Source organism: Bacillus sp. JJ634, from assembly GCF_036962285.1.
In the GTDB taxonomy this organism is placed as follows: Bacteria; Bacillota; Bacilli; order Bacillales; family DSM-1321; genus Peribacillus; species Peribacillus asahii_A.
On record NZ_JBALMU010000002.1, the window covers coordinates 1 to 21,105 of the forward strand.

Annotated in this window: 22 protein-coding genes and 1 riboswitch; of the genes, 10 read left to right on the forward strand and 12 right to left on the reverse strand. The window is 38.9% G+C overall.

The annotated features are described in order from the left end of the window. Positions 1-616: 616 nt before the first annotated feature. Positions 617-1,717, forward strand: coding sequence for a GerAB/ArcD/ProY family transporter (locus tag V7068_RS00470; protein ID WP_499710438.1), 1,101 nt, complete (start codon positions 617-619; stop codon positions 1,715-1,717). A 300-nt stretch (positions 1,718-2,017) separates the two neighbouring features. Here the strand turns inward: V7068_RS00470 and V7068_RS00475 are convergent, their stop codons facing one another. The 8 genes from V7068_RS00475 to V7068_RS00510 all read right to left on the reverse strand — a co-directional run bounded on the left by V7068_RS00475 (position 2,018) and on the right by V7068_RS00510 (position 8,718). Further along, a complete protein-coding gene (locus tag V7068_RS00475) occupies positions 2,018-3,532 on the reverse strand; it encodes a coproporphyrinogen III oxidase (RefSeq protein ID WP_499710441.1) in 1,515 nt (504 codons plus the stop codon). Positions 3,533-3,753: 221 nt separating this feature from the next. Continuing rightward, the gene (locus V7068_RS00480) at positions 3,754-4,569 is read right to left on the reverse strand and encodes an urease accessory protein UreD (RefSeq protein WP_499710442.1); all 816 of its coding nucleotides are present in this window, start codon (positions 4,567-4,569) and stop codon (positions 3,754-3,756) included. Next, positions 4,566-5,183, reverse strand: a complete 618-nt coding sequence (gene ureG / locus V7068_RS00485) for an urease accessory protein UreG (protein ID WP_127762446.1) — start codon at positions 5,181-5,183, stop codon at positions 4,566-4,568. The genes V7068_RS00480 and ureG overlap by 4 nt, the downstream gene beginning before the upstream one ends. A 54-nt stretch (positions 5,184-5,237) precedes the next feature. Continuing rightward, a complete protein-coding gene (locus V7068_RS00490) occupies positions 5,238-5,924 on the reverse strand; it encodes an urease accessory protein UreF (protein ID WP_499710444.1) in 687 nt (228 codons plus the stop codon). Then, positions 5,917-6,363 carry an urease accessory protein UreE gene (ureE, locus tag V7068_RS00495; RefSeq protein WP_499710446.1) on the reverse strand — a complete coding sequence of 149 codons (447 nt, stop codon included), beginning with the start codon at positions 6,361-6,363 and terminating at the stop codon, positions 5,917-5,919. Before ureE ends, V7068_RS00490 begins: the two co-directional genes overlap by 8 nt. 10 nt (positions 6,364-6,373) lie before the next feature. Next, positions 6,374-8,083 carry an urease subunit alpha gene (gene ureC / locus V7068_RS00500; protein ID WP_499710447.1) on the reverse strand — a complete coding sequence of 570 codons (1,710 nt, stop codon included), beginning with the start codon at positions 8,081-8,083 and terminating at the stop codon, positions 6,374-6,376. Continuing rightward, a complete protein-coding gene (locus tag V7068_RS00505; RefSeq protein ID WP_499710448.1) occupies positions 8,080-8,403 on the reverse strand; it encodes an urease subunit beta in 324 nt (107 codons plus the stop codon). The genes ureC and V7068_RS00505 overlap by 4 nt, the downstream gene beginning before the upstream one ends. 12 nt (positions 8,404-8,415) lie before the next feature. After that, complete coding sequence (locus tag V7068_RS00510; protein WP_252289104.1) at positions 8,416-8,718, reverse strand: urease subunit gamma; 303 nt, start codon at positions 8,716-8,718, stop codon at positions 8,416-8,418. Between the two features lie 357 nt (positions 8,719-9,075). Here V7068_RS00510 and V7068_RS00515 point away from each other — a divergent pair, with 357 nt between their 5' ends. Further along, positions 9,076-9,531 (forward strand): DinB family protein, encoded by a 456-nt coding sequence (locus V7068_RS00515; RefSeq protein WP_375349382.1) that lies wholly within the window; start codon positions 9,076-9,078, stop codon positions 9,529-9,531. Between the two features lie 113 nt (positions 9,532-9,644). Here the strand turns inward: V7068_RS00515 and V7068_RS00520 are convergent, their stop codons facing one another. From V7068_RS00520 to V7068_RS00530, 3 genes are all read right to left on the reverse strand, one after another. Then, on the reverse strand, positions 9,645-10,511 hold the full coding sequence (locus V7068_RS00520; protein ID WP_499710449.1) for a Cof-type HAD-IIB family hydrolase: 867 nt from the start codon (positions 10,509-10,511) through the stop codon (positions 9,645-9,647). Between the two features lie 113 nt (positions 10,512-10,624). Beyond that, complete coding sequence (locus V7068_RS00525; protein WP_499710450.1) at positions 10,625-10,981, reverse strand: YlbF/YmcA family competence regulator; 357 nt, start codon at positions 10,979-10,981, stop codon at positions 10,625-10,627. A 125-nt stretch (positions 10,982-11,106) separates the two neighbouring features. Then, entirely contained in the window at positions 11,107-12,240 is a 1,134-nt protein-coding gene (locus V7068_RS00530; protein WP_499710451.1) for a DUF445 domain-containing protein, read from the reverse strand. A 137-nt stretch (positions 12,241-12,377) separates the two neighbouring features. Here V7068_RS00530 and V7068_RS00535 point away from each other — a divergent pair, with 137 nt between their 5' ends. The 6 genes from V7068_RS00535 to V7068_RS00560 all read left to right on the forward strand — a co-directional run bounded on the left by V7068_RS00535 (position 12,378) and on the right by V7068_RS00560 (position 18,021). After that, the gene (locus tag V7068_RS00535) at positions 12,378-13,736 is read left to right on the forward strand and encodes a YheC/YheD family endospore coat-associated protein (protein ID WP_499710452.1); all 1,359 of its coding nucleotides are present in this window, start codon (positions 12,378-12,380) and stop codon (positions 13,734-13,736) included. Between the two features lie 21 nt (positions 13,737-13,757). After that, positions 13,758-14,828: a YheC/YheD family endospore coat-associated protein gene (locus V7068_RS00540; RefSeq protein WP_499710453.1), complete on the forward strand. Its 1,071-nt coding sequence runs from the start codon at positions 13,758-13,760 to the stop codon at positions 14,826-14,828. A 7-nt stretch (positions 14,829-14,835) separates the two neighbouring features. Further along, positions 14,836-16,200, forward strand: coding sequence for a YheC/YheD family endospore coat-associated protein (locus V7068_RS00545; protein WP_499710454.1), 1,365 nt, complete (start codon positions 14,836-14,838; stop codon positions 16,198-16,200). Beyond that, positions 16,197-17,396, forward strand: coding sequence for a YheC/YheD family endospore coat-associated protein (locus V7068_RS00550; RefSeq protein WP_499710455.1), 1,200 nt, complete (start codon positions 16,197-16,199; stop codon positions 17,394-17,396). The genes V7068_RS00545 and V7068_RS00550 overlap by 4 nt, the downstream gene beginning before the upstream one ends. 63 nt (positions 17,397-17,459) lie before the next feature. Further along, complete coding sequence (locus tag V7068_RS00555; protein WP_499710456.1) at positions 17,460-17,669, forward strand: YheE family protein; 210 nt, start codon at positions 17,460-17,462, stop codon at positions 17,667-17,669. 163 nt (positions 17,670-17,832) lie between these two features. Further along, on the forward strand, positions 17,833-18,021 hold the full coding sequence (locus V7068_RS00560) for a hypothetical protein (protein WP_252289094.1): 189 nt from the start codon (positions 17,833-17,835) through the stop codon (positions 18,019-18,021). A 51-nt stretch (positions 18,022-18,072) separates the two neighbouring features. Here V7068_RS00560 and V7068_RS00565 read toward each other — a convergent pair whose 3' ends face one another. After that, the gene (locus V7068_RS00565; protein WP_499710457.1) at positions 18,073-18,885 is read right to left on the reverse strand and encodes an MBL fold metallo-hydrolase; all 813 of its coding nucleotides are present in this window, start codon (positions 18,883-18,885) and stop codon (positions 18,073-18,075) included. A gap of 363 nt (positions 18,886-19,248) precedes the next feature. Then, positions 19,249-19,353: riboswitch (SAM riboswitch) on the forward strand. Between the two features lie 59 nt (positions 19,354-19,412). On the opposite strand from V7068_RS00565, the gene V7068_RS00570 reads away from it, so the two are divergent. Continuing rightward, a complete protein-coding gene (locus V7068_RS00570) occupies positions 19,413-20,423 on the forward strand; it encodes a methionine ABC transporter ATP-binding protein (protein WP_499710458.1) in 1,011 nt (336 codons plus the stop codon). Continuing rightward, the gene (locus tag V7068_RS00575; protein ID WP_375349394.1) at positions 20,416-21,078 is read left to right on the forward strand and encodes a methionine ABC transporter permease; all 663 of its coding nucleotides are present in this window, start codon (positions 20,416-20,418) and stop codon (positions 21,076-21,078) included. Before V7068_RS00570 ends, V7068_RS00575 begins: the two co-directional genes overlap by 8 nt. The last annotated feature ends 27 nt before the right edge of the window (positions 21,079-21,105 follow it).

Here is a 21,105-nt window from a genome sequence, read left to right on the forward strand (position 1 = left end):
AGCACGGTTGAATAATATTTTTTCCAATTTCTCCAATCGCTGAAACGCCACGCTACGATTAATACTATAAATTCCAAAATGATTGTTAAATAGTTTAAAAATCCCAAACCTTTCACCCCAAATTTAACTCTTATAGCCTCCCTTGATTATGTATATAACCATTGCTATTAGTTTATATAGTTTCCTTTTTTAGGGATTCGATTCAAATTTATCTATATTTAAATTTTTTAAAGTCTTCTTTGTTAAAATTCGACTTTGATTATGTATTCTTGTTCAGCAAAATGGACCGATTCATTAAGAAGAGCACATTTCTTGCTACAGAAATGCGCCCTTTAATGGAATAACTGAAACGGACCTTCTTCTATAAACCACCTGATCCTTCTTCAACTATCGCACCCTTTTCTGAAATAAGAAAATTATCATAATTGCAACTATCAGTCCAAAAGGAGTGAGTACCCTTTGTGACATAATCTACCTTACTGGAAACTAGAAATAAAGGGCAGCGACCTCTTAAAGAGCTGTACGAACCTTGGGTATTACAGGGGATAGTCTCCACACTCTTGGGTTACATTAATCTTTGAAGAAAATAATTAACAATCAATGGAAGGAAAAGATAATGGAGAAAGGCAAAATCTCATCTCTACAGATGGCCATCATGATGTTTCCTACGATTGTGGCTACCGCTATTCTTGGGGTTCCAAGCGTTACGGCGCAATATGCCAAAAATGATTTATGGCTGTCACCCATTTTGGCGTCCCTTATCGGGTATGTGACGGTGTTTATCGCTTATAAACTGCACAAATTGTATCCGAAAGAAACGGTTATCCAATTCAGTGAACGTATCATCGGCCGATTCGCGGGGAAAATTCTTGGTATTTTATTCTTGTTTTTTTATATCCAGGGCACAGGACTTATCATAAGACAGTACGCAGAATTTGTTGTTAACTCTTTTTTAGTCACTACTCCGATTAGCGTGATCATGGTATCGATGGTATTCCTCTGTGCCTTAGTGGTACACGGAGGTTTAGAAGTATTGGGGAGGGTTGCTCAATTATTTTCACCTGTTTTTATAGTTCCACTCCTCCTCTTAATTATTTTAGCATTCCCTGATTTTGAATTTAAGAACATATTCCCGATATTGGGAAATGGGATGTTGCCTCCAATCAAGGGTGCGATTGTGCCTGGTGGTTGGTTCACAGAATTTTTTCTGATTACTTTTCTCCTGCCTTTTTTAGCAGATCAGAAAAAAGGAATGAAATACGGAATGATAAGTGTTTTTGCTGTGATGATGTTGTTAATTATAGTCAATCTTATCGTTCTTTTTGTACTCGGATCAACGACTGCCTCTAGGGCTTATCCCTTATTTAACATATCTCGATACATCAGTATAGCCGACTTTTTTGAACATTTAGAGTCCGTCGTCATGGCTATTTGGGTAGCAGGGGCGTTTGTCAAAATTTCTGTATTTTATTATGCAGCAGCTTTAGGTACCGCACAATGGCTGAATCTTCCGGACTATCGACCCATTGTATGGCCTTTAGGGATCCTGATTGTAGCATTCGGCTTTTGGTCAATTCCTAATGGAATGGGATTGCAACGTTTTCTTGTCGGGACCTTTCCTCTATACGCACTATTGATACAAACGATTGTCCCTTTGTTTTTGTTGGTGATTGCTGTTGTTAGGAAAAGAAAACGTAAAAGAACCGAAATTATCTGAACTGTTACATAGATATCCAAATTTCTATAAAGCTGTTGTTCAACAATATGGACCTTAAATGAAAAATGAGCGCTTATCCAGTTCTGGATAGCGCCCGATTATTGAACAAAGAAATACTCTAAAGAATAGATCTTTTTATCAAACTTTATTATAAATAATCAACCCTCTTCATAAACTTCGAACTTTATTTTAAATCAACAAAAATACAACTTATCATCCCAATGGCGAAAGTCGATGTTGAATCTTCCCTTTAATCCTTTAAAGAAATGAAACTTCTTAAAGTACAAAAAATCCCAAGCATTAAGCTTGGGATTTTTCATTATCCAATAACTCTTCCAACATTTCAATTTTCTTTTGTGTATAATGTTCAAAATGATCATTGTACGATTTTGGATCTTTCGGATTTGCAAAGTGAGTAATTTTCCCTGTCACTGGGTCAATAAATTTACTCGCTGCACCGCAGCCAAGGCCGAGAATCGTTTGCTGCTCTTCCATAATCATAATGTTATAAATGCTTTCCTGACCTGGCAATGAGTAGCCGACATTTTCTAAATTACCGAGGATGTTTTTCTGACGATATAAATAATAAGGAACATATCCATGATCCGCTGTCCACTTCTCTGCTGCATGCATCATTCTTTCTACTTCATCACGAGATGCGACTTTATATTTTTGTTTATTCTTCGTCATTTCTGAAGCACGTTTAAAAGAAAGTGTATGAACGGTTAAGGATTCCGGCATCAATTTTTCCGTTTCAGCCAACGTTGTTTCAAACTCCGGTAATTCTTCACCAGGGAGACCGATAATTAAATCCATATTGATATTATTCATCCCCATGCTGCGTGATAAGTGGAATTTATCAATCGTTTCTTGCACAGTATGATGCCGGCCAATCGCTTTCAATGTTTCTTGAATGTACGATTGCGGATTTACACTAATTCGGTCGATATTCCATTTCTTCAACACTTCCAGCTTCTCAGGTGTAATGGTGTCTGGTCTTCCTGCTTCAACCGTAACCTCACGAACATTGGCGACATCAGGGAAGGAAGTGTACATTTCTTCATACAACATATCCATTTCTTCGGCTGTAATACTTGTCGGTGTACCACCACCATAATAAATCGTCGTAATCTTAATGCCTTTTTCTTTTAAATAACGACCCATTTCTCTTATTTCATAATGAAGACCGCCAAGGAAAGAATTAACTGAACCTTGACGTCCATTAATCGCATAAGCAGGAAATGTACAATACGCACATTTCGTTGGACAAAACGGAATCCCAATATAAATACTCACTTCTCTTCTTAAATCATACAAATCTGGAACAGCCGCTAATTGACGTTCGGTAATTTTTTGCATTAAGTCAATTTTCTCATCCGAAATTAAATAATCTTCCTTTAACTCCGCGTGCGCTTCTTCCATAGATAACCCTTGCTGAAGCTTTTTATGAAGCAGCTTGGTCGGACGAATCCCTGTCAAAATCCCCCACTTTTGAATCGTACCCGTAAGTTGCTGCAGCACTTGTAAATAAGCATGTGACACCGCACGCTTCACTTGCATGAATTGTTCTTTTTCTGTAGCGGGTAATATAAGCATTTCTTCATGTGCTGCTTCAAAGCGTTTGTTCGTTGATTGCTCTATCAGTACTGCGGAAACGGTAATTTGCTCTGTAACATGCCACTCTAAATGAACAACTAGTTCCGCGGCCTCTTCTTCCCCAAACTGAATGGTTGTTTCTTCAAAAAATAAATTAGCTATATTTTGAAGCGGTCGTCGAAACCGCTCATCTGTAATACCATGTATCGCAATTTGCAAATTAATCACCTATCTAATTTTTTTATCCTTTAAGAAAGTTTACCTTGTTTAAAGGATTAAAGCATAAGAAAAAACGGCGACTTTCACCATTAAGGGCAATAAGTCGTGTTTTTCTAATAAATATCCATGATAAGTGTACCTAATCGAGATAACACGGTCAACAGAGGAGAAACTGGGAAGAACTAGAATAATCCATATAACTGTTCTCATACTCTACCAACTTAATATTTCCGATAAAAAACAGCTTCTTTTTGCAACACTTCGCTTCGTAAAATCGTTTCACAAATCGCAAAAATTTGCTCGATTATTTGGGTTTGATTGGCCAAAACCCGTAAAAGAAGACCAGCAACCGGTAAGCGGGAGAGGCCGATTCTCGCCTCATTTTCAAATATATGCAGTGCCTCTACTAATTCATGAAAAGCAGCATCATTCAACTTTTCATGAATAAAAAGCAGAGAACCAAAATGGGTATAACCTTCTAATAAGAGGATGGAATCTAGTTGATCCTTAGGCTGTAATAAGAGGTGATCGATTACTATTTTTCTTCGATCATAAATGACTGTCATATCGGAGTGAATCCAATCATAGGTAAAGCTCTGTTGCGTCGCTGACCAGCCTGGAGTGTACATATCTGTTAGTAATAAGCTAGAGTCGGATTCCATTTCAATGGTCGTTTCTTGTATATACTTTGCCTGTTCATAAGCAATGACAGGATCTTGTAAATACGTTAGAAAACTACCTTTTTCAAGAAAAATCGTTGTTTGCTGCTTAGCAGGTAACGCTGTCGTTTTATAGACTTTCGTCGCTGACTGGGTCGTTAATGTTAGCACAGCTCCTTCTTCTAAATGAAAGCATTGATTGTACCGATCCCCGCCTACATAGCCGCCGCCGACATGAATCAAAAAATAAGTTGGGGAGTCCTCTTCTAAAAAAACGGGACGAGATACTTTAAACGCCCCTTCATAATAGCTATCATATAAAATGGTCTTCCCATTTTTTAATGAAGCCGTTAAATGTAATTGTCCCGTCCAATTCATTGCTCTAAACCTATTAAGAAAACCTCTGATTTAATCCAATTCACAACATCGTCTAAGCCTTGTTCATCTTTTAAATTAGTAAAGAAGAACGGCTTATCTCCACGAGTCATTAACGTATCTCGCTCCATGATTTCTAAGCTTGCACCAACATAAGGAGCCAAATCTGTTTTATTAATAATAAAAAGATCAGATTTAATCATACCTTGTCCGCCCTTACGCGGGATTTTCTCTCCTTGTGCTACATCGATAATATAAATCGAGAAATCAACAAGCTCTGGACTAAATGTAGCTGCTAAATTATCACCGCCGCTCTCGACAAAAATAAGATCCAAATCAGGGTGATATTCCATCAATTCATCAATTGCTGCAAAATTCATGGAAGCATCTTCTCGAATGGCTGTATGTGGACAACCGCCTGTCTCCACTCCAATAATTCTCGTTTCAGGAAGCACCCCGTTTCTCATTAAAAAGAGCGCATCTTCCTTTGTGTAAATATCATTTGTTACAACGGCCATACTAAAATCATTCGCCATCGCTCTTGTTAATTTTTCCACAAGCATCGTTTTTCCAGCTCCAACCGGACCACCTACACCAATTTTAATAACATCTTTCATCAACTATGGGCCTGCCTCTTTCTCCAGAGACAAACCTCTTCACCTCTTTTCCTATTAGCTCATAAATAGTCTTACATGTAATTGTTCATGTCTCATTTGCGCAATTTCGAGACCTGGTTGAGTTCGGCCAAGTGCTGATTCAGATAGCCCTTCGACTACTTCAACGGCCGATTGGATAACTTCATGCGCCCATAATAATAATAATTGTCCGTCTGTTTGCCCTAAAGGAATACCACGCACAGCATTTTGGATCAGAGAAGATACTCCTGCATATAAACAACTCATAACTGCTAACTCTCTTGAAATAGTAAGCTCATAACATACAAGCGCAAATACAAGTGCTGGATGGCCGTAACATTGCTTTTTCTTAATCTTCTGTTGATAATCAGCCAATGTATCAGATGGATATAACACTAAACAAATACGTGCCATTTGCTGGCCAATCCGCCGCGATGCTTCGCGTGATTCTGCAGAAGAACAGCTTGCATATAAGATTTCATCTAACGCCCACAACTCTTCAAGTTTCTGTTCCTCTGCTAAATCATAGGCCATCCGGCAGCCAAGCCCATCTGTATACGTTAATGATTTCAAAATATATACATGTAAAAACTGTTTAAACTCCTCAACAGTAGTTATATAATCTTCTTGAATATACGTTTCCAATCCAAAGGAATGGGAAAACGCTCCAGATGGAAAGTTCGAATCACAAAGCTGAATTAACGGAAGGATTTCTTTAATCATGCGCATGTCCGATATGACGAAATGCTTCTTTAACCTTTCTTTTTTCACGACGATATTGAACCTTCATATCAGTCAATAGCTTTTCAACAAGATAATCATATTGAACAAGCATTTCGTCTCCTTCAAACTGCGCTGGTAAATGACGATTGCCTAATTGATGTGCAACTTCTCCCATTTGACCAATGGATACAGGCTGAATAGCTAACACATCATCAGCCAATGTTTGAATGGCAATGATATTCTTTTCATCCATATATAGAATGTCGCCATCTGCTAAATCTTTATTTCCTTTTAAACGAATTCCTAACTCTTTTCCATGATCGGTTTTAACGCGCTGAATTCTTTTACGAAGTGCATCACTTTCTAAATAAATGCGTTCAAGATGTCTTCCTGCTCGATCAATCTCACGTAAGTTTCCAATTACTTTTTCAATAATCATCTATTTCACCTCAGAATAAGAAATATCGTTGTGCCATTGGTAAAACTTCAGCTGGCTCACATGTAATCAGTTGCTGATCCACTGTAACTTCATATGTTTGCGGATCCACTTCTATGACAGGAGTTTCTCCATTAAACTTCATATCCTTCTTTTGAAGCTGACGAACATTACTCACTGGTTTAATCAGTTTGTTTAACCCTAATTCATGATGAACGCCTGCTTCATAGGCTGCCCTAGAAAGAAAAGTGATGGATGTTGCAGCAGTGGCCTTGCCAAAGCTGGCAAACATCGGACGATATGTGACAGGCTGCGGAGTGGGAATAGACGCGTTCGGGTCTCCCATGATGCTAGCAGCAATCATTCCGCCTTTTAAAACTAAATCCGGCTTCACTCCAAAAAAGGCGGGGTCCCACACAACTAAATCAGCGAATTTCCCGACTTCTATTGAACCAACTTCATCCGCTATGCCATGTGCGAGCGCAGGATTGATTGTGTACTTCGCCACATATCGTTTCACGCGAAAATTATCGCCTTCACACATTTCCTCACTTAAACGTCCACGTTGTTTTTTCATTTTATCTGCCGTTTGCCATGTGCGCATAATGACTTCTCCAACTCGCCCCATCGCCTGGGAATCCGAGCTGATCATGCTGAATACACCTAAATCATGTAAAATATCTTCTGCCGCGATCGTTTCTTTTCGAATACGTGAATCAGCAAAAGCAATGTCTTCTGGTACAGCAGGGTCTAAATGATGACAAACCATCAGCATATCTAAATGTTCTTCAAGAGTATTAATCGTATAAGGTCTCGTTGGATTTGTTGAGGATGGTAAAATATTAGGAAAACTGGCTACTTTAATAATATCGGGTGCATGACCGCCGCCCGCTCCCTCTGTATGATATGTATGAATAACACGACCACCAATTGCTTCAATCGTGTCTTCTACAAATCCTGCTTCATTGAGCGTATCGGTATGGATGGCAATTTGAATATCATATTCATCAGCAACCGTAAGGCTCGTATCAATCGCTGCAGACGTCGTTCCCCAGTCTTCGTGCAGCTTCAGACCAATAGCGCCAGCTTCAATTTGTTCAATTAGAGGCTCTTTTGCCGAGGCATTTCCTTTTCCTAAAAACCCCAGATTCATAGGGAAGTGTTCAGCAGCTTGGAGCATACGGTGAATATTCCAAGCACCTGGTGTACATGTCGTGGCATTCGTTCCGGTGGCTGGTCCCGTTCCGCCACCAATCATCGTTGTAACTCCGCTCGAAAGCGCCGTTTCGATTTGATCCGGGCAAATAAAATGAATATGGGCATCAATGCCGCCAGCTGTAACAATCATCCCTTCAGCAGCAATAATCTCTGTAGCGGCTCCAATCACCATTGTCACATCATTCATAAGCAGCGGGTTCCCCGCTTTCCCAATGGCAGCAATTCTCCCATCTTTCACCCCGATATCCGCTTTAATAATCCCGGTATAGTCAAGAATAATCGCGTTTGTCAAAACTAAATCCATTACTTCACTTCTAGATGCAAGCGGGTGCTGACCCATGCCATCACGAATGACTTTTCCTCCGCCAAATTTCACTTCATCACCATACACCGCATAATCTTGTTCAATTTGGATAAATAGCTCTGTATCAGCGAGTCGTATTAAATCTCCCTTTGTCGGACCGAACATATCAGCATATTGCTTACGTGACATTTCAAGGCTCACACTTTCCCCTCCCCATCTAATTTTCTATCGGTCTGATTATTTAAGCCGTACACTTCTCGTTTTCCGCTAAAAGCCACGAGCTCAATTTCCTTCGCATCCCCCGGTTCAAAGCGGACAGCCGTTCCTGCTGGAATATTCAACCTCATACCAAACGCCTGACTGCGTTCAAATTCCAACCCTTCGTTCACTTCGAAAAAATGGAAGTGGGAGCCCACTTGAATCGGACGATCACCACGGTTAATTACGGTTAATTTTGTTACTTCTTTGCCTTCATTGCACACAATAGGCGTTTTTTTCAATCTATATTCACCAGGTATCATCTGTTCCTCTCCTTACTGAATCGGATTATGAACCGTCACAAGCTTCGTCCCGTCCGGAAACGTCGCCTCAACTTGAATATCATGAATCATATCGGGAATTCCTTCCATTACGTCTTCACTTGTTAATATCGTTTTTCCAAACTGCATCAGCTCAGCTACAGTTTTTCCGTCGCGGGCCCCCTCCATAATTTCGTATGTAATCAGAGCAACCGCTTCAGGGTAATTCAACTTCAAACCACGATCCTTACGTCGTCTTGCTAAATCAGCAGCGACTACAACTAACAATTTCTCCTGCTCCCGAGATGTTAAGCGCATAGAATCCTCCCTTCAAAACCCACAATAATATAACTCACCCACGTTACCTTTCCTCACATTAATAACTTCATTATAATCAATTTTCTGACATTTTCAAGTAAAATTTACAATAATCAAAATGGAATATACCTCCAATCAAATAAAAGCCCCTTCCATTTTCAAAGGGACTCACAAAGTATGAAACTTATTTAAACAACCAAAAACTGTTCAATATCCTTATAATCAATTTTCTGACAACTTCAAGTGAAATTTTATTATTCACAATCTCAATATTTGCTTCTATAGGAAACTACTTGCTATAATTTCACTTATGTAATCGTTTTAATTCAAATAATTATAATTAAGGAGACTTTCCACATGAACTATTTAAACAGTCAACTTCAATTGACACGTCAAAAAATATTAAGTGAAATCGAAGGAATCAATCCGGAGCTGTTCGATATCCAACCGAAGGGCTTTAATAACACACTTCATTGGCATATCGGCCATATCTTAACTGTCACTGAGCAATTTTTACTTGGCTATCCTCACACAAATCACTTGCCTGCTAATTATGGCGAATTATTTGGATATGGATCAAAACCAGCGGATTGGAAAGGGGACGTACCAAGCGTCGAAGTATTAGTACAACAATTGCAAGAGCAAGTGAACCGCATTCTTGCCATTCCAGAAGAACGCTATAGCGAAAAATTGCCACAGCCTTTTTTAGGCCTTGAAACAGTAGGGGAAATATTTACGTTTGCTTTATTCCATGAGTCTAATCACCTTGGACAAATTCACGCGATGAAACGTGTGATTGATGCAGCTAACTAAGATAAACTAAAAAGGTGCGCGAGACTACAGTCACACATACCTGAACCAAAAGATCTTATAAAGCGAAACCATAAAACAACAAGCCCTTCACTCATTAAGTGAAGGGCTTGTTGTTATTTCAACATATTCATTTTTTGTAAAAATTCAATAGGCGGCTGTTTACGGAAAAACTCTTTCAACATGTACGCTACACCGTTCTCATCATTAGAACGGGTTACCCATTTAGCTACTCGCTTCACTTCTGGTGCAGCATTCCCCATCGCCACACCGAGACCAACTCCATTAATCATATCTATATCATCTAGACCATCACCAATGGCGACAATATCCTGCCTCTTGATTCCTAAATAGTCGGCTAAATATAGCAGCCCGCTCCATTTTGACACACCTTTTGGTACAAGTATCAGCCTTTGATCGGATTGATCAATCACTTCTACTTCCGGAAACAACTCTCCAATCAACCTCTTTATATCTCGTTGGTCCATTCCTTTTACAAATTGAATATCGATTTTTATTGGTTCACACGGCTTTTTTTGAAGCTCCTCACTGAGCACTTCTACATACTGCTGCGCAAACATACTCGGTTCATTTAACGTCATTTTAGCTCGACTTACTAGTTTTTCCGGAAGATGAATTCTATTTCCTAACGATCCTTTTTCATGAATAAGCTGAATCTGACACGATGTCGTTTCTAGCAATCGGACGATTTCTAACGTAAGCTCCTCTGTCAACCTCTTTACAAATAAAGGCTTTTCAATTGTCTCTCCAACAAAAGCCCCTTGATGAGCGACCATCATTGGATTTACCTTGAGCGCCTTCGCTACTTTTTTTGCAGAGTAATAATTTCTATTCGTTACAAGTGCAATGTGCACACCTTTTTGGGATACGTATTCAACGGCCTCTTTCGTAACTTTATTTAAACGGCCATTTGACTGCAGTAACGTTCCGTCAATATTAACCGCTAATAGACGATACACCATGTTGATCTCTCCCATCTGTAATGTCTACCCTAATTTATGAATGAACTACGCTAAGTAGAACAAAACGGAGACCGTAAAAAAACTCCCCACTATTCAAAGCAGGGAGTACAAGCTTATGATCCTTGACCAGGAAGACCGTATAGTTCTTCAAGAGGCTTCATAATAATTTTATTTAAATCTGCAATCACTACACTCATTCTTTGTTCCGCTTCCATCAATTGAGCAATTGTTGGATGCTGTTGAACAAGTTGAACCGTTTTTTGCGCTTGCTCAATTTCTTCGGGCGTAATTTCTTGACCCATCATTTGTTTTTGCTGAAGCATCATTTGGATGTTACGAAAGTTATCAAACATTCCCTTTGAAGCCGGATCAGCGTTCACAAGATCATATAATCGTTTTAATTCTACATATTCATTACTAGAACGAATCGCTCGCTCCATTGCATAAGCTGCATCATATGCGTTACTCATGTTTCTCCCTCCTCCTGTCCATTATATTATTACATCTTTCCAACTATAACATAATCATCCTAATAAAGCCGAACTAATCGTCGTCTCTATTTTTTCAGAAGGGAATAGTATTGAATCATATTAGTCTATAAAAGCGTAACGAATAATCCTTGAAACAACCCAATAATCCCGCCTAAAAGCGCTCCTAAATACGTAATCATTGCCAGCTCACGCTTTGCAATTGCTATAACTACTTCTTCTAATTTTTGAACTGAAAAAGCCGCTACTTGTTCTTCAACGATTTCGTCTAAACGAAGCCTTTTAACTAACGCTGGCATATGTTCACTTACACGGTTCACCAACTGATCCAGCATAGCCGGCACAGCTTTATCAACAATTGAATCAACAAATGGACCTGCTACGTCTTTTACCGGCTTGTTCATAACAGCATCCACTGAAATCCATTCAGATGTTTTTTCGATAACTACTCGTTTTATCTCATGCGGACCAACTAGATTTTCAACTTTTTGAATCTCCCACTCACTAATCTGACCCCACTCTTTTTGCAACAGTTCTTCTACAAAATTGGTTGTACGTCGTTGCTCCAACAATTTCAAAATTTCTGGTTGTATTTTATCAATTAAAGCATCATTTCCAATAAACATTTGAATTAAATTAATTAGCTTTCCACGCTCTTTAAAAAAGTCATCCAACATCGCCTCTAAGCGAGCTTTCCCTTCCTTACTTCGGAAGTATTCTTTCCCCTTCGTAACAATGTAAGCAGAAAGTTCCGGGATTTGTTCCGTCACTTTTTCATGCAGCTCAGGTGAGATAAGTTGACGAAGGTTTTTGCCGCGATTCGCTGCCATCCACTCTTCATATTTGTCAAGCACAAAAGCTTGTACACGCTGCTCTACCGTCTCCCCCACATGATTTAACCCATATTGTTCTAATAACTCCGCAATACTTTTTTCAGTCGTTAACACTTTCTTCACTTCTGCCCCAACAAACTCTTTCATATTTTGTTTAGAGGTATCATTAACGATACGCTGTTGCAGACTCTCAGGAGTAATTAAATATTCCACTACGACCTTACCAAGCTGATGTGCCAATTCTCCTTGACGTTTCGGCATTAAACCAGGAGTAAACGGTAGTTGTTTCCCAAAAATGTACACCGCTTTATACGGACGGAACAACATTTTAATAGCAATTAAATTCGTAATTCCTCCAATGATTGCACCTACCACAACCATGAATACAAGTTTCATCCATAAATCCATGATGATTTCTCCTTTTATTGCTAAATGTATTGATTTCTAGACACACTCTATTTCCCAAAAACATAGAATACGTTATCCACATTTGCCCATTGTCTTATTATAAAGCATCCGAAACTAAGTGCAAACGGGGAATATACATGAACGGTCAATCTTCTAAATTATTGATATCTACTATCCAAGAAAAAAAAGCATTGATGTATATCGATGAAACTACCTTTACAAAATGGCAGCTTCAATATGGGGAAACTCTTTCGCTCAAGGCTGGTCAACGTTCTATAGAAATAACAGTGGAGTCCTTTTCTTCAACAAGCAGGGAATGCAAATTATCAAGTTTCACTTCACAATACTTAACTCTTCCACCGTTCACTCACCCAATCTCCGTCACGTTCTTACCATCCACTAAAACCGTTATCATTGGCCCATTTCTTGCCCTATTAACCAATCAATCTCTTCTTACAGATGGAACATTTGGTGAGATGGAAGTTTTTTTTCAAGAGATGCATACCTACTCTACTACTCTAGGCATCCCCTTTTATTTAACAACGTTACAGTCGCTTGAAAGTGAAGTCATGACAGGTTATTGGTTCCACGAAAACGGTTGGGAGCCCTGTGTTCTTCCATTTCCCAGTGTACTATACAATCGGATTCATTCACGCCGTTTAGAAAGGACCGATCGTTTTGAACAATTCACAGTCTATTTACAAGCAAAAAAAATCCCACTCTTTAACTCATGCTTTCTTTCTAAATGGGAAGTCCATGAAATGCTCGTACAAGACGAGAGCCTGCAGCCGCACTTACCAGATACCATTTCACTTGGAGCGCGAGAAGCCTTCTATTCTTTTCTCCAACATCATGCTGTTATTTATGTAAAACCAATTTTCGGAAGTCAAGGCAAACATATTGGCAAAGCGACCAAACTGGAGAAAGGTTGGCTATTTGAACATTCAGGTAACACTCAGGATACTCACTTTGTTCAATCGGAAGCGGAACTGTTCTTTTACCTAAAGAAATTTTGCAAGCAACGCTCCTTTATTATTCAAAAAGGGATCCCATTGCTTGAATGGGAACAGAAGAAATTCGATTTTCGTATACTCCTTCATCAAACGAAGGAAGACGTTTGGAAGGTAACCTCTGCGGTTGCGCGAATCGGTGATACTGGACATATCGTCTCCAATATAGCACGCGGAGCAGAAATGAAGAATGGCATTCAGTTTTTAAAAGAGCGATTCGATCGCCCGCAGGCCATTCACCTTTATCACACTCTTACTCACCTTGCCAAAAAGACGGCTCACTCCCTAGATAAACAACATGAAGGATTACTAGGAGAGTTAGGGATTGATTTGGCACTTGATGAACAATTCCATCCATGGATTATTGAAGTAAACTCTAAACCTTCTAAACGATTTGATGGTACAAGGGATAAATTACGACCATCGGTAAAAGCACTTATTGATTACATGAGTACGCTTCATCATACTTTAAAAAATGAAGGATGATAGAAAGGAGTTTGTCTCTATATGCTATTCGGAATTATGACGACAAATTTCTCAAATGAACAGCAGTATGTAACGGAATTAGCCAAAGCTGCCCAGCAGCATCAAGTGGAGGTTTGTCGTTTCTCGCCTCTTCAAATCGATATAAAAACAAAGGAGATTCAAGCAGAGATATGGGGCTCCGAAAAGGAAAGCTGGATGAACAAAACGGTCCCTCTGCCCGATTTTGTTTATGATCGCAGCTTCTATGGTTTAACTCGTGAAACAACAGAAATCACAGAAAAAGTAAATTGGCTCAAAAAACAGAGCGTCTTTTTAGGGTACGGTCTTCCTAGTAAATGGGATGTCTATAAAGCACTGAAAGACCATCCTCTTTTGCAAGCATTTTTACCAAAAACCGTACAAATCGAAACAGCGGAAGATATGTGGACACAGCTAGAGGAGCACGAACGAATCGTTTTAAAGCCCTCTTTCGGTGCACGCGGAACAGGCATTTACTTACTCGAGAGAACAGATACTGGCACAAACGTCACAATGACGAAGAAAACAGAAACTTACAAGCGCCTCTTCCAATCGAAATCACAATTAAATAAATGGGTCGATCGCTTATTACAACGCTACAGTTACCTTTGTCAGCCTTATTTAGAACTGGCTACTGCTCAAAATGAACCATTCGATTTCCGTATTCTGATGCAAAAAGACAAACGAAATCAATGGGTGGAAAAAGGGCGCGGCATTCGACTCGGACAAAAAGATCATATTACCGCTAACATTGCTACAGGCGGACTCTTTCTTCCAATTACAGCCTTCTTACAGCAATACCGTGACGTCCTTCCACTAGCCGCCGAACAAACGATTCACCATATTTTGCGGACACTGCCTGAACAAGTAGAAGCAACCTTCCACCGATTATTCGAACTTGGCATTGATCTCGGAGTCGATCGAAGTGGTCAGGTGTGGATTTTAGATATTAATTCAAAGCCAGGAAGAAAAATGATTGAAGTACTCTATCCTGACCAATACGATCAGCTCTATCACTCCCCTATTTTATACAGTCAATATTTAGCTCACTCTCTCTTGAAAGCAGGTGAATAATTACTTTATGAAGAATGTGTATCCTGTTGAAATTACAAAGCTTCCGAACGATATACTTTTCTATCCTTCAGAGCTAGAATTCGCCGCCATCGACATCGTTTGTTTTGGGCAGCACTCCTGTCCCGCTGCTGTAAAACGAAATCCTGCTAATACACAGAAGATTGTCCTATCAGAAAGCTTAGCAAACTCTTTACAATTTACCGAAACAAATACGCCGCTTCATCTATTTGCAGATAAAAACCGACTTCATATTGGACCGCTCGTTGGTATCTTTTCATCTGGGTTTACTGGATTTCATAATAAACCGCTGGGCGAACGGTCTCATTTTTTCTCTAAATTACTTTCACTTAATACAGAAACAGGTTGTATTCCCTTTGTTTTCGGTGAGCAGCATATCAATTGGGATGATGAAACAATTCGTGGTTTTATATACGAAGAGAATGAATGGAAAATGAATGATTTTCCACTTCCAAATGTCATCTACGACCGGCTTCCGAATCGAAGAACAGAGAACCAAAGCGGTCCCAAAGAAGTAAAACGCAAATTCCAAAAACTATATAGGATTCCATGGTATAATCCAGGATTTTTTAATAAATGGGATGTTTATGAACGATTAAGTGATGATGAAAACGCACTCCCTTACTTACCAGAAACATATCCTCTTTCTTCTTTTTCTACAATCGAGCATCTTCTTTCAAACTACCGACAAGTGTTTATTAAACCCATTCACGGGAGCCTTGGACTTGGCATTCATCAAATTTTGTACGATAAGCATGAACATATGTATTATTGCCGATATACAAACGAAGAAGAAGAAACTAAACTACAACGTTTTTCATCTTTAGAAGCTCTAATGAATCATGTTTTTCGAAATCGCCCGTTGGAAAATCTAATTGTTCAACAAGGAATTCCCCTTATGCGTTCTGAAAAACGCCCTGTCGATTTTCGAGTTCATACGAATAAAAACAATCAAGACGAGTGGCAAGTCACCGCTATCGCAGCAAAAGTAGCGGGATCTGGCAGCATTACAACTCATGTAAAAAACGGCGGAGTCATTAAAACCATCCAAGAACTATTCGAAGATCGCCAAACGACACTAGAGATAGAACAAAAGCTAACAAAAGCTGCGCTTACTTTAAGTGAAAGCATTGAAAATCACCTTGATGGAATTATCGCGGAAATCGGCTTTGACCTAGGGCTTGATAAACATGGTCAAGTATGGATGTTTGAAGCTAATTCCAAACCTGGCCGCTCTATCTTCTCCCATCCTGAACTTCAAGAGTTTGAACTTTTAACGAGGAAAATGAGCCTAGATTATGCCGTTTACCTCGCCGAACAATCGATTACACACGCTATCGGTGCCATAAAATGAAAATCTTTTATAACTCATCGACTAAACAGTGGTGGCACGGGCAAAACGGATTAACCGTTACGTTTGGGGCTGATCAAATAGAAATTCCTTATCAACATCCCTTATTTCTTCAAGATGTTCAAAGCTTTGACGTAAAACCCTTTCATAGGAACGAAATATTAACAATCGGCATTTTAACAACAAGTGGAAAAAACAAAATAGGATTGGGCGGGAACCTTCCCTTGTTCCAATCCTTGCATTCTTATTTATTACAGCACGGTATTTTATGTTATGTTTTTACAGCAAACGATATCCTGCAGGAACAACCTTATGGATTTATATACTGTTCTGAACTAAACACCTGGAAAAAAATCACCGTCCCTCTCCCTCATATTGTTTATAATCGGATTCCATCCCGTCCCTTTGAAGCATCCGACTCCTTTCAACAACTAAAAACTCTATTCTCCAACAAGCACATTAAGATGTTCAACCCTTGTTTTATTGATAAATATGAGATGTATACAACCTTTCAACAACACGAAAGGCTCAAGCAGCTTCTACCGAAAACGATTGTTGTCGACAATGTAAATCAACTAGCTTCTTTTCTTCGCACCTACTCAACCATTTATTTAAAACCTAGAGATGGAAATCGAGGCAAAGGGATTCATACCTTAACTTGTAAACAAGATAAATCCATCCAATTAGTAAGCCCGACAGGGGCAGAGACATTCCCTACTCTTCAAGCCTATTGGGATATTTACAAACAGCAGCTTCAACCGAAGAAATATTTAGCTCAACAAGCGATTGTTCCTAAGAAGAAAAATGGACATCGCTATGATTACCGCCTGCTTGTTCATTACGAACAAGGTCGTTTCAAGCTAAGCGGGAAAGGTGTCAGGATGTCACAAACACAAGAAATCACAACTCATGTGCCAACGGGAGGGAAAATCATTCCTTATCATGAAGTGACAACACCAGCTTTAGATCAACAATTAACAGAAATTGCTCAAACTTGCGGTGCCGTTCTATCTCATCAATTAGGCTTTATCGGTGAATTTTCAATTGATCTTGGTGAAAATGAAGCAGGGGATCTCTTTATCTATGAAGTGAATTCAAAACCGATGCAATTCGATGAAACCGATATTGAAACAACTCGACTGCATCAATTAAAAAATTTATTTATTGAATTAAAGTACCCAAATGATGATAAAAAATAACCTCTTCTATTCTTTTTCCAGTATAATGAAACAAATGGGAATAGCTATAGAGGAGGTTTTTTCATGATTACTCATTTTCAATGGAAACCGTTGTTCAAAGACCATACTTTACCTGGCTGGAAAATTTCTTTTTATGTAAAAAAACAACATTATCAAGCCATTTACCATAAAGATGGACAAATTGAATGGAAGAACATACAGCCTTCGGATCATTTAGAAGCTGAATTAAAACAAGCTATACATGAGCTCATGCTATTTCATGTATATGAGTGATACAACTGGTCCTCTGCGTTACAAATATACGCTGAATAAAAAAGACCCTTCCCTGCTCAAACTATAATGACAACTTCCGTCAGTATTTCATTGCCCTGATGGCTAGTTGAATTAAAGATAGCACTGTATGTTGCAAACTACAGAAGCTAAGGAGGGACTTTTTTTGGACAAAGATAAGTTTTTAAAAGATGCGGAATATGATAAGAAAGATTCTGTCTACTTAGACATTGATCGTATTATCAACGAAGGAATGGCTGGAGGAAATGTCTATACATCAGGTAATAACCAAAACATCGAAGAAGCTCATGAGTTCTATGATGAAACGCCTCCGAATGTAAATCGTTTAGATTAATTAAATGTGAGCTGGCCCTATAAGGTCAGCTCACATTTATTTACTACCTATTCATCTTACACTAGTGGATTGCACCTCTCTAAGAATGGACGTAATAATATGTTTCGAATCCCATTCATAGTCCGAGTACTCTATAATCGGATACAGCTTCGGTAAAACCTTCTGTTGAATCTCCTCAACGGTCAACCCTTGTTGATGCAGTCGAATAATTTCTCCCTGTAAATTTTCTAAATAGTCAAGCTTCACTTGAAATAATTCCCTTCCATTTGGAAGATAGCCTGCATGACAACAGAAAACCTCTTGAAAATCATATCGCAATACCTTCTTAATAGAATGTATAATCGTCGGAATAGACTCCTCCTGCAAAATCACTTTCGTTTTTGGCGTAACAAATAAATCACCTGAGAAAAGTACACCGTTGCTTTGATTCAAATAAGACATATGATCCCTTGCATGCCCCGGTGTAAAAATAGCCTTCCATGTATGATGACGAGATTGTACCGTTTCTCCAACCGGTCGTGCTTGAAACCCCTCTCGAACTCCCCAAATCCGTTTACGATAATCCGGATATTCTCCCTGTTTGGAACAAACATCAAGCGACATCGAATGAATAAATAACGGTACTTGTTTATGTTTTTGAATCCAAGCACAGCCACCTGTATGATCTTCATGATAATGCGTAAGCACTACTTGATCAAAGTCAGTCGACTGAAAAAAAGGAATCAAGTCAGACAACAAAGACTCTGATCCTGTATCAATCATTAAGCCGTCTGTTACAAAGACATATACACCCATCTTAGATTGTGCAGATTCTACTTTTCCATATACCCATTCTACATCTCCTACCCTCTTCCTTTCTATCATGCTTATCCCCCATTCGTTTTTATTGATGTCTATCAAATGAAGCCTTATTACTATTAACTGTATATAAGACGCATAACACTTACAAGGAATATATGGAAAATATTAAGAATGGAAAGGCACACTTCCATGACGAATAATAAATTCATCAAACTCACAAATCTATTTCTTATCTAAAAATAATAAATACACCTAAGCTTCAACTAACATTTTTTAGTTAGAGGGAGTAAGTTAAATCCTATAATGTAATAATATACTAGCATTTTTCATAATTATTACATCATTCACTCGAAAATATATTGACTTTTCGAACTATAACAAATAATATTCTAATATAAATATTCTAAAATATCTCAAAATAATAAATACTTATCAAGAGTGACCGAGGGATCAGGCCCAATGACGTCCGGCAACCTCCTATTTGGGGAACGGTGCTACTTCCTGCAGAGATACAATTCCGGAAGATAAGTCGTGATATAGATTATGTCGCCTCTTTCACTCAGAAAGAGGCTTTTTTAGGAGGAACGTCCATGATTGAAATTCGATCGTTACGAAAGGAATACATCACGAAGAAAAGTCGAGTTGTCGGCGTTGATGATGTATCCTTGACGATTCAAAAAGGAGAAATTTTTGGAATTGTTGGATATAGCGGTGCTGGTAAAAGCTCCTTAATTCGTTCGATTAATTTATTAGAACGTCCAACAAAAGGCCAAGTAATTATTGATGGTGTTGATTTAACGAAATTATCGGGTAAAGCATTGCGAGAACAACGACTGAAAATCGGAATGATTTTTCAGCACTTTTCACTCATCAGTTCGAAAACAGTGTTTGATAATGTTGCTTTCGCCTTAAAAGCTGCGCATCAATCGCCTGAAACCATTCGCAAACGTGTGCTTGAATTACTCGAAATCGTTGGTCTTAGTGATAAAAAAGATGTATACCCTGCTCAATTAAGCGGTGGACAAAAACAACGTGTTGGAATTGCCCGGGCATTAGCAAACAATCCTACCGTTCTTTTATGTGATGAGGCAACATCTGCCCTTGACCCAACAACAACAAAAGCCATTTTACAATTACTGAAAAAAATTAATAAAGAGTTCGGAATTACAATCGTCTTAATTACCCATGAAATGGAGGTTGTAAAAGAACTTTGTCATCGGGTAGCCGTTATGCAAGATGGGCGCATAATTGAAGAAGGCGACGTATACGGTGTGTTCGCTCAGCCTAAACAAGCATTAACGAAACAATTTATCGAAAGCGTCTTAGATTTTGAACTCCCTTCTCATTTAATTACGGAAAGTAAAGGAAGCATTGTCAAAATTCAATTTGAAGGACAGCTCGCTAGTGAAGCCGTTCTTTCAGACTTATTACAAGAACACCCTGTAAAAGCCAATATTTTGCACGGGAAAATTGAATATATCCAAAACATTCCTTTAGGCATACTTATCATTGAATTAACCGGGCACACTAATGACATTCAAGCGGCTTTAGACTATATCAACAAACGAACTAGCTATGTGGAGGTGATACATCATGCTTGAATCGATTACAGCTATACTTCCCGACCTTAATAAAGCATTCCTAGAAACGGTGTATATGGTTGGCATCTCACTTATCATCGCCCTGTTTCTCGGTTTACCGCTTGGAGTTTTACTCTTTATAACAGCGAAAAATTTATTTTTTGAAAATGCGTTTATCAATAGTCTGCTTGGATTCATCGTAAACCTTGTACGATCTATTCCATATATCATTCTATTAGTAGCATTGCTTCCTTTCACCAACTTAATAACAGGAACAACGATTGGACCAATCGCTGCCTCTGTTTCATTATCCGTAGCAGCGATTCCGTTTTTCGCTCGAATCGTTGAAACCTCTTTACGTGAAATTGATAAGGGCATTATTGAGGCGGCGATTGCCGTTGGTGCTTCACCATGGATGATCATTAAAGATGTCCTGCTCGCTGAAGCAAAACCAGGCATTATTCAAGGTCTAACCTTAACAACGATTTCACTCATTGGGTTCTCAGCTATGGCAGGGACGATTGGCGGCGGAGGAATCGGCGATTTAGCCATCCGCTTCGGGTACTACCGCTACGACAATACCGTTATGATTCTGACGATTATTGTTCTAATTTGCCTTGTTCAAATCATTCAAATTATCGGGGACAAGCTTTCTTATTTAGTTGATAAACGATAAGCACAATTATTGCTTTCTTCATAGAAA

Bases quoted from the DNA above. Each gene is read 5' to 3' on its own strand.
- V7068_RS00510 (WP_252289104.1), bottom strand. From the start codon at position 8,718: ATGCGCTTAACATCTCGGGAGCAGGAGAAATTGTTAGTTGTAGTCGCT.
- V7068_RS00545 (WP_499710454.1), top strand. From the start codon at position 14,836: ATGAAGAATGTGTATCCTGTTGAAATTACAAAGCTTCCGAACGATATA.
- ureE (WP_499710446.1), bottom strand. From the start codon at position 6,363: ATGATTATTGAAAAAGTAATTGGAAACTTACGTGAGATTGATCGAGCA.
- V7068_RS00470 (WP_499710438.1), top strand. From the start codon at position 617: ATGGAGAAAGGCAAAATCTCATCTCTACAGATGGCCATCATGATGTTT.
- ureG (WP_127762446.1), bottom strand. From the start codon at position 5,183: ATGAAAGATGTTATTAAAATTGGTGTAGGTGGTCCGGTTGGAGCTGGA.
- V7068_RS00525 (WP_499710450.1), bottom strand. From the start codon at position 10,981: ATGAGTAACGCATATGATGCAGCTTATGCAATGGAGCGAGCGATTCGT.
- V7068_RS00550 (WP_499710455.1), top strand. From the start codon at position 16,197: ATGAAAATCTTTTATAACTCATCGACTAAACAGTGGTGGCACGGGCAA.
- V7068_RS00530 (WP_499710451.1), bottom strand. From the start codon at position 12,240: ATGGATTTATGGATGAAACTTGTATTCATGGTTGTGGTAGGTGCAATC.
- V7068_RS00520 (WP_499710449.1), bottom strand. From the start codon at position 10,511: ATGGTGTATCGTCTATTAGCGGTTAATATTGACGGAACGTTACTGCAG.
- V7068_RS00535 (WP_499710452.1), top strand. From the start codon at position 12,378: ATGAACGGTCAATCTTCTAAATTATTGATATCTACTATCCAAGAAAAA.
- V7068_RS00570 (WP_499710458.1), top strand. From the start codon at position 19,413: ATGATTGAAATTCGATCGTTACGAAAGGAATACATCACGAAGAAAAGT.
- V7068_RS00555 (WP_499710456.1), top strand. From the start codon at position 17,460: ATGATTACTCATTTTCAATGGAAACCGTTGTTCAAAGACCATACTTTA.
- V7068_RS00565 (WP_499710457.1), bottom strand. From the start codon at position 18,885: ATGATAGAAAGGAAGAGGGTAGGAGATGTAGAATGGGTATATGGAAAA.
- V7068_RS00540 (WP_499710453.1), top strand. From the start codon at position 13,758: ATGCTATTCGGAATTATGACGACAAATTTCTCAAATGAACAGCAGTAT.
- V7068_RS00490 (WP_499710444.1), bottom strand. From the start codon at position 5,924: ATGATTAAAGAAATCCTTCCGTTAATTCAGCTTTGTGATTCGAACTTT.
- V7068_RS00515 (WP_375349382.1), top strand. From the start codon at position 9,076: ATGAACTATTTAAACAGTCAACTTCAATTGACACGTCAAAAAATATTA.
- V7068_RS00505 (WP_499710448.1), bottom strand. From the start codon at position 8,403: ATGATACCTGGTGAATATAGATTGAAAAAAACGCCTATTGTGTGCAAT.
- V7068_RS00480 (WP_499710442.1), bottom strand. From the start codon at position 4,569: ATGAATTGGACGGGACAATTACATTTAACGGCTTCATTAAAAAATGGG.
- V7068_RS00575 (WP_375349394.1), top strand. From the start codon at position 20,416: ATGCTTGAATCGATTACAGCTATACTTCCCGACCTTAATAAAGCATTC.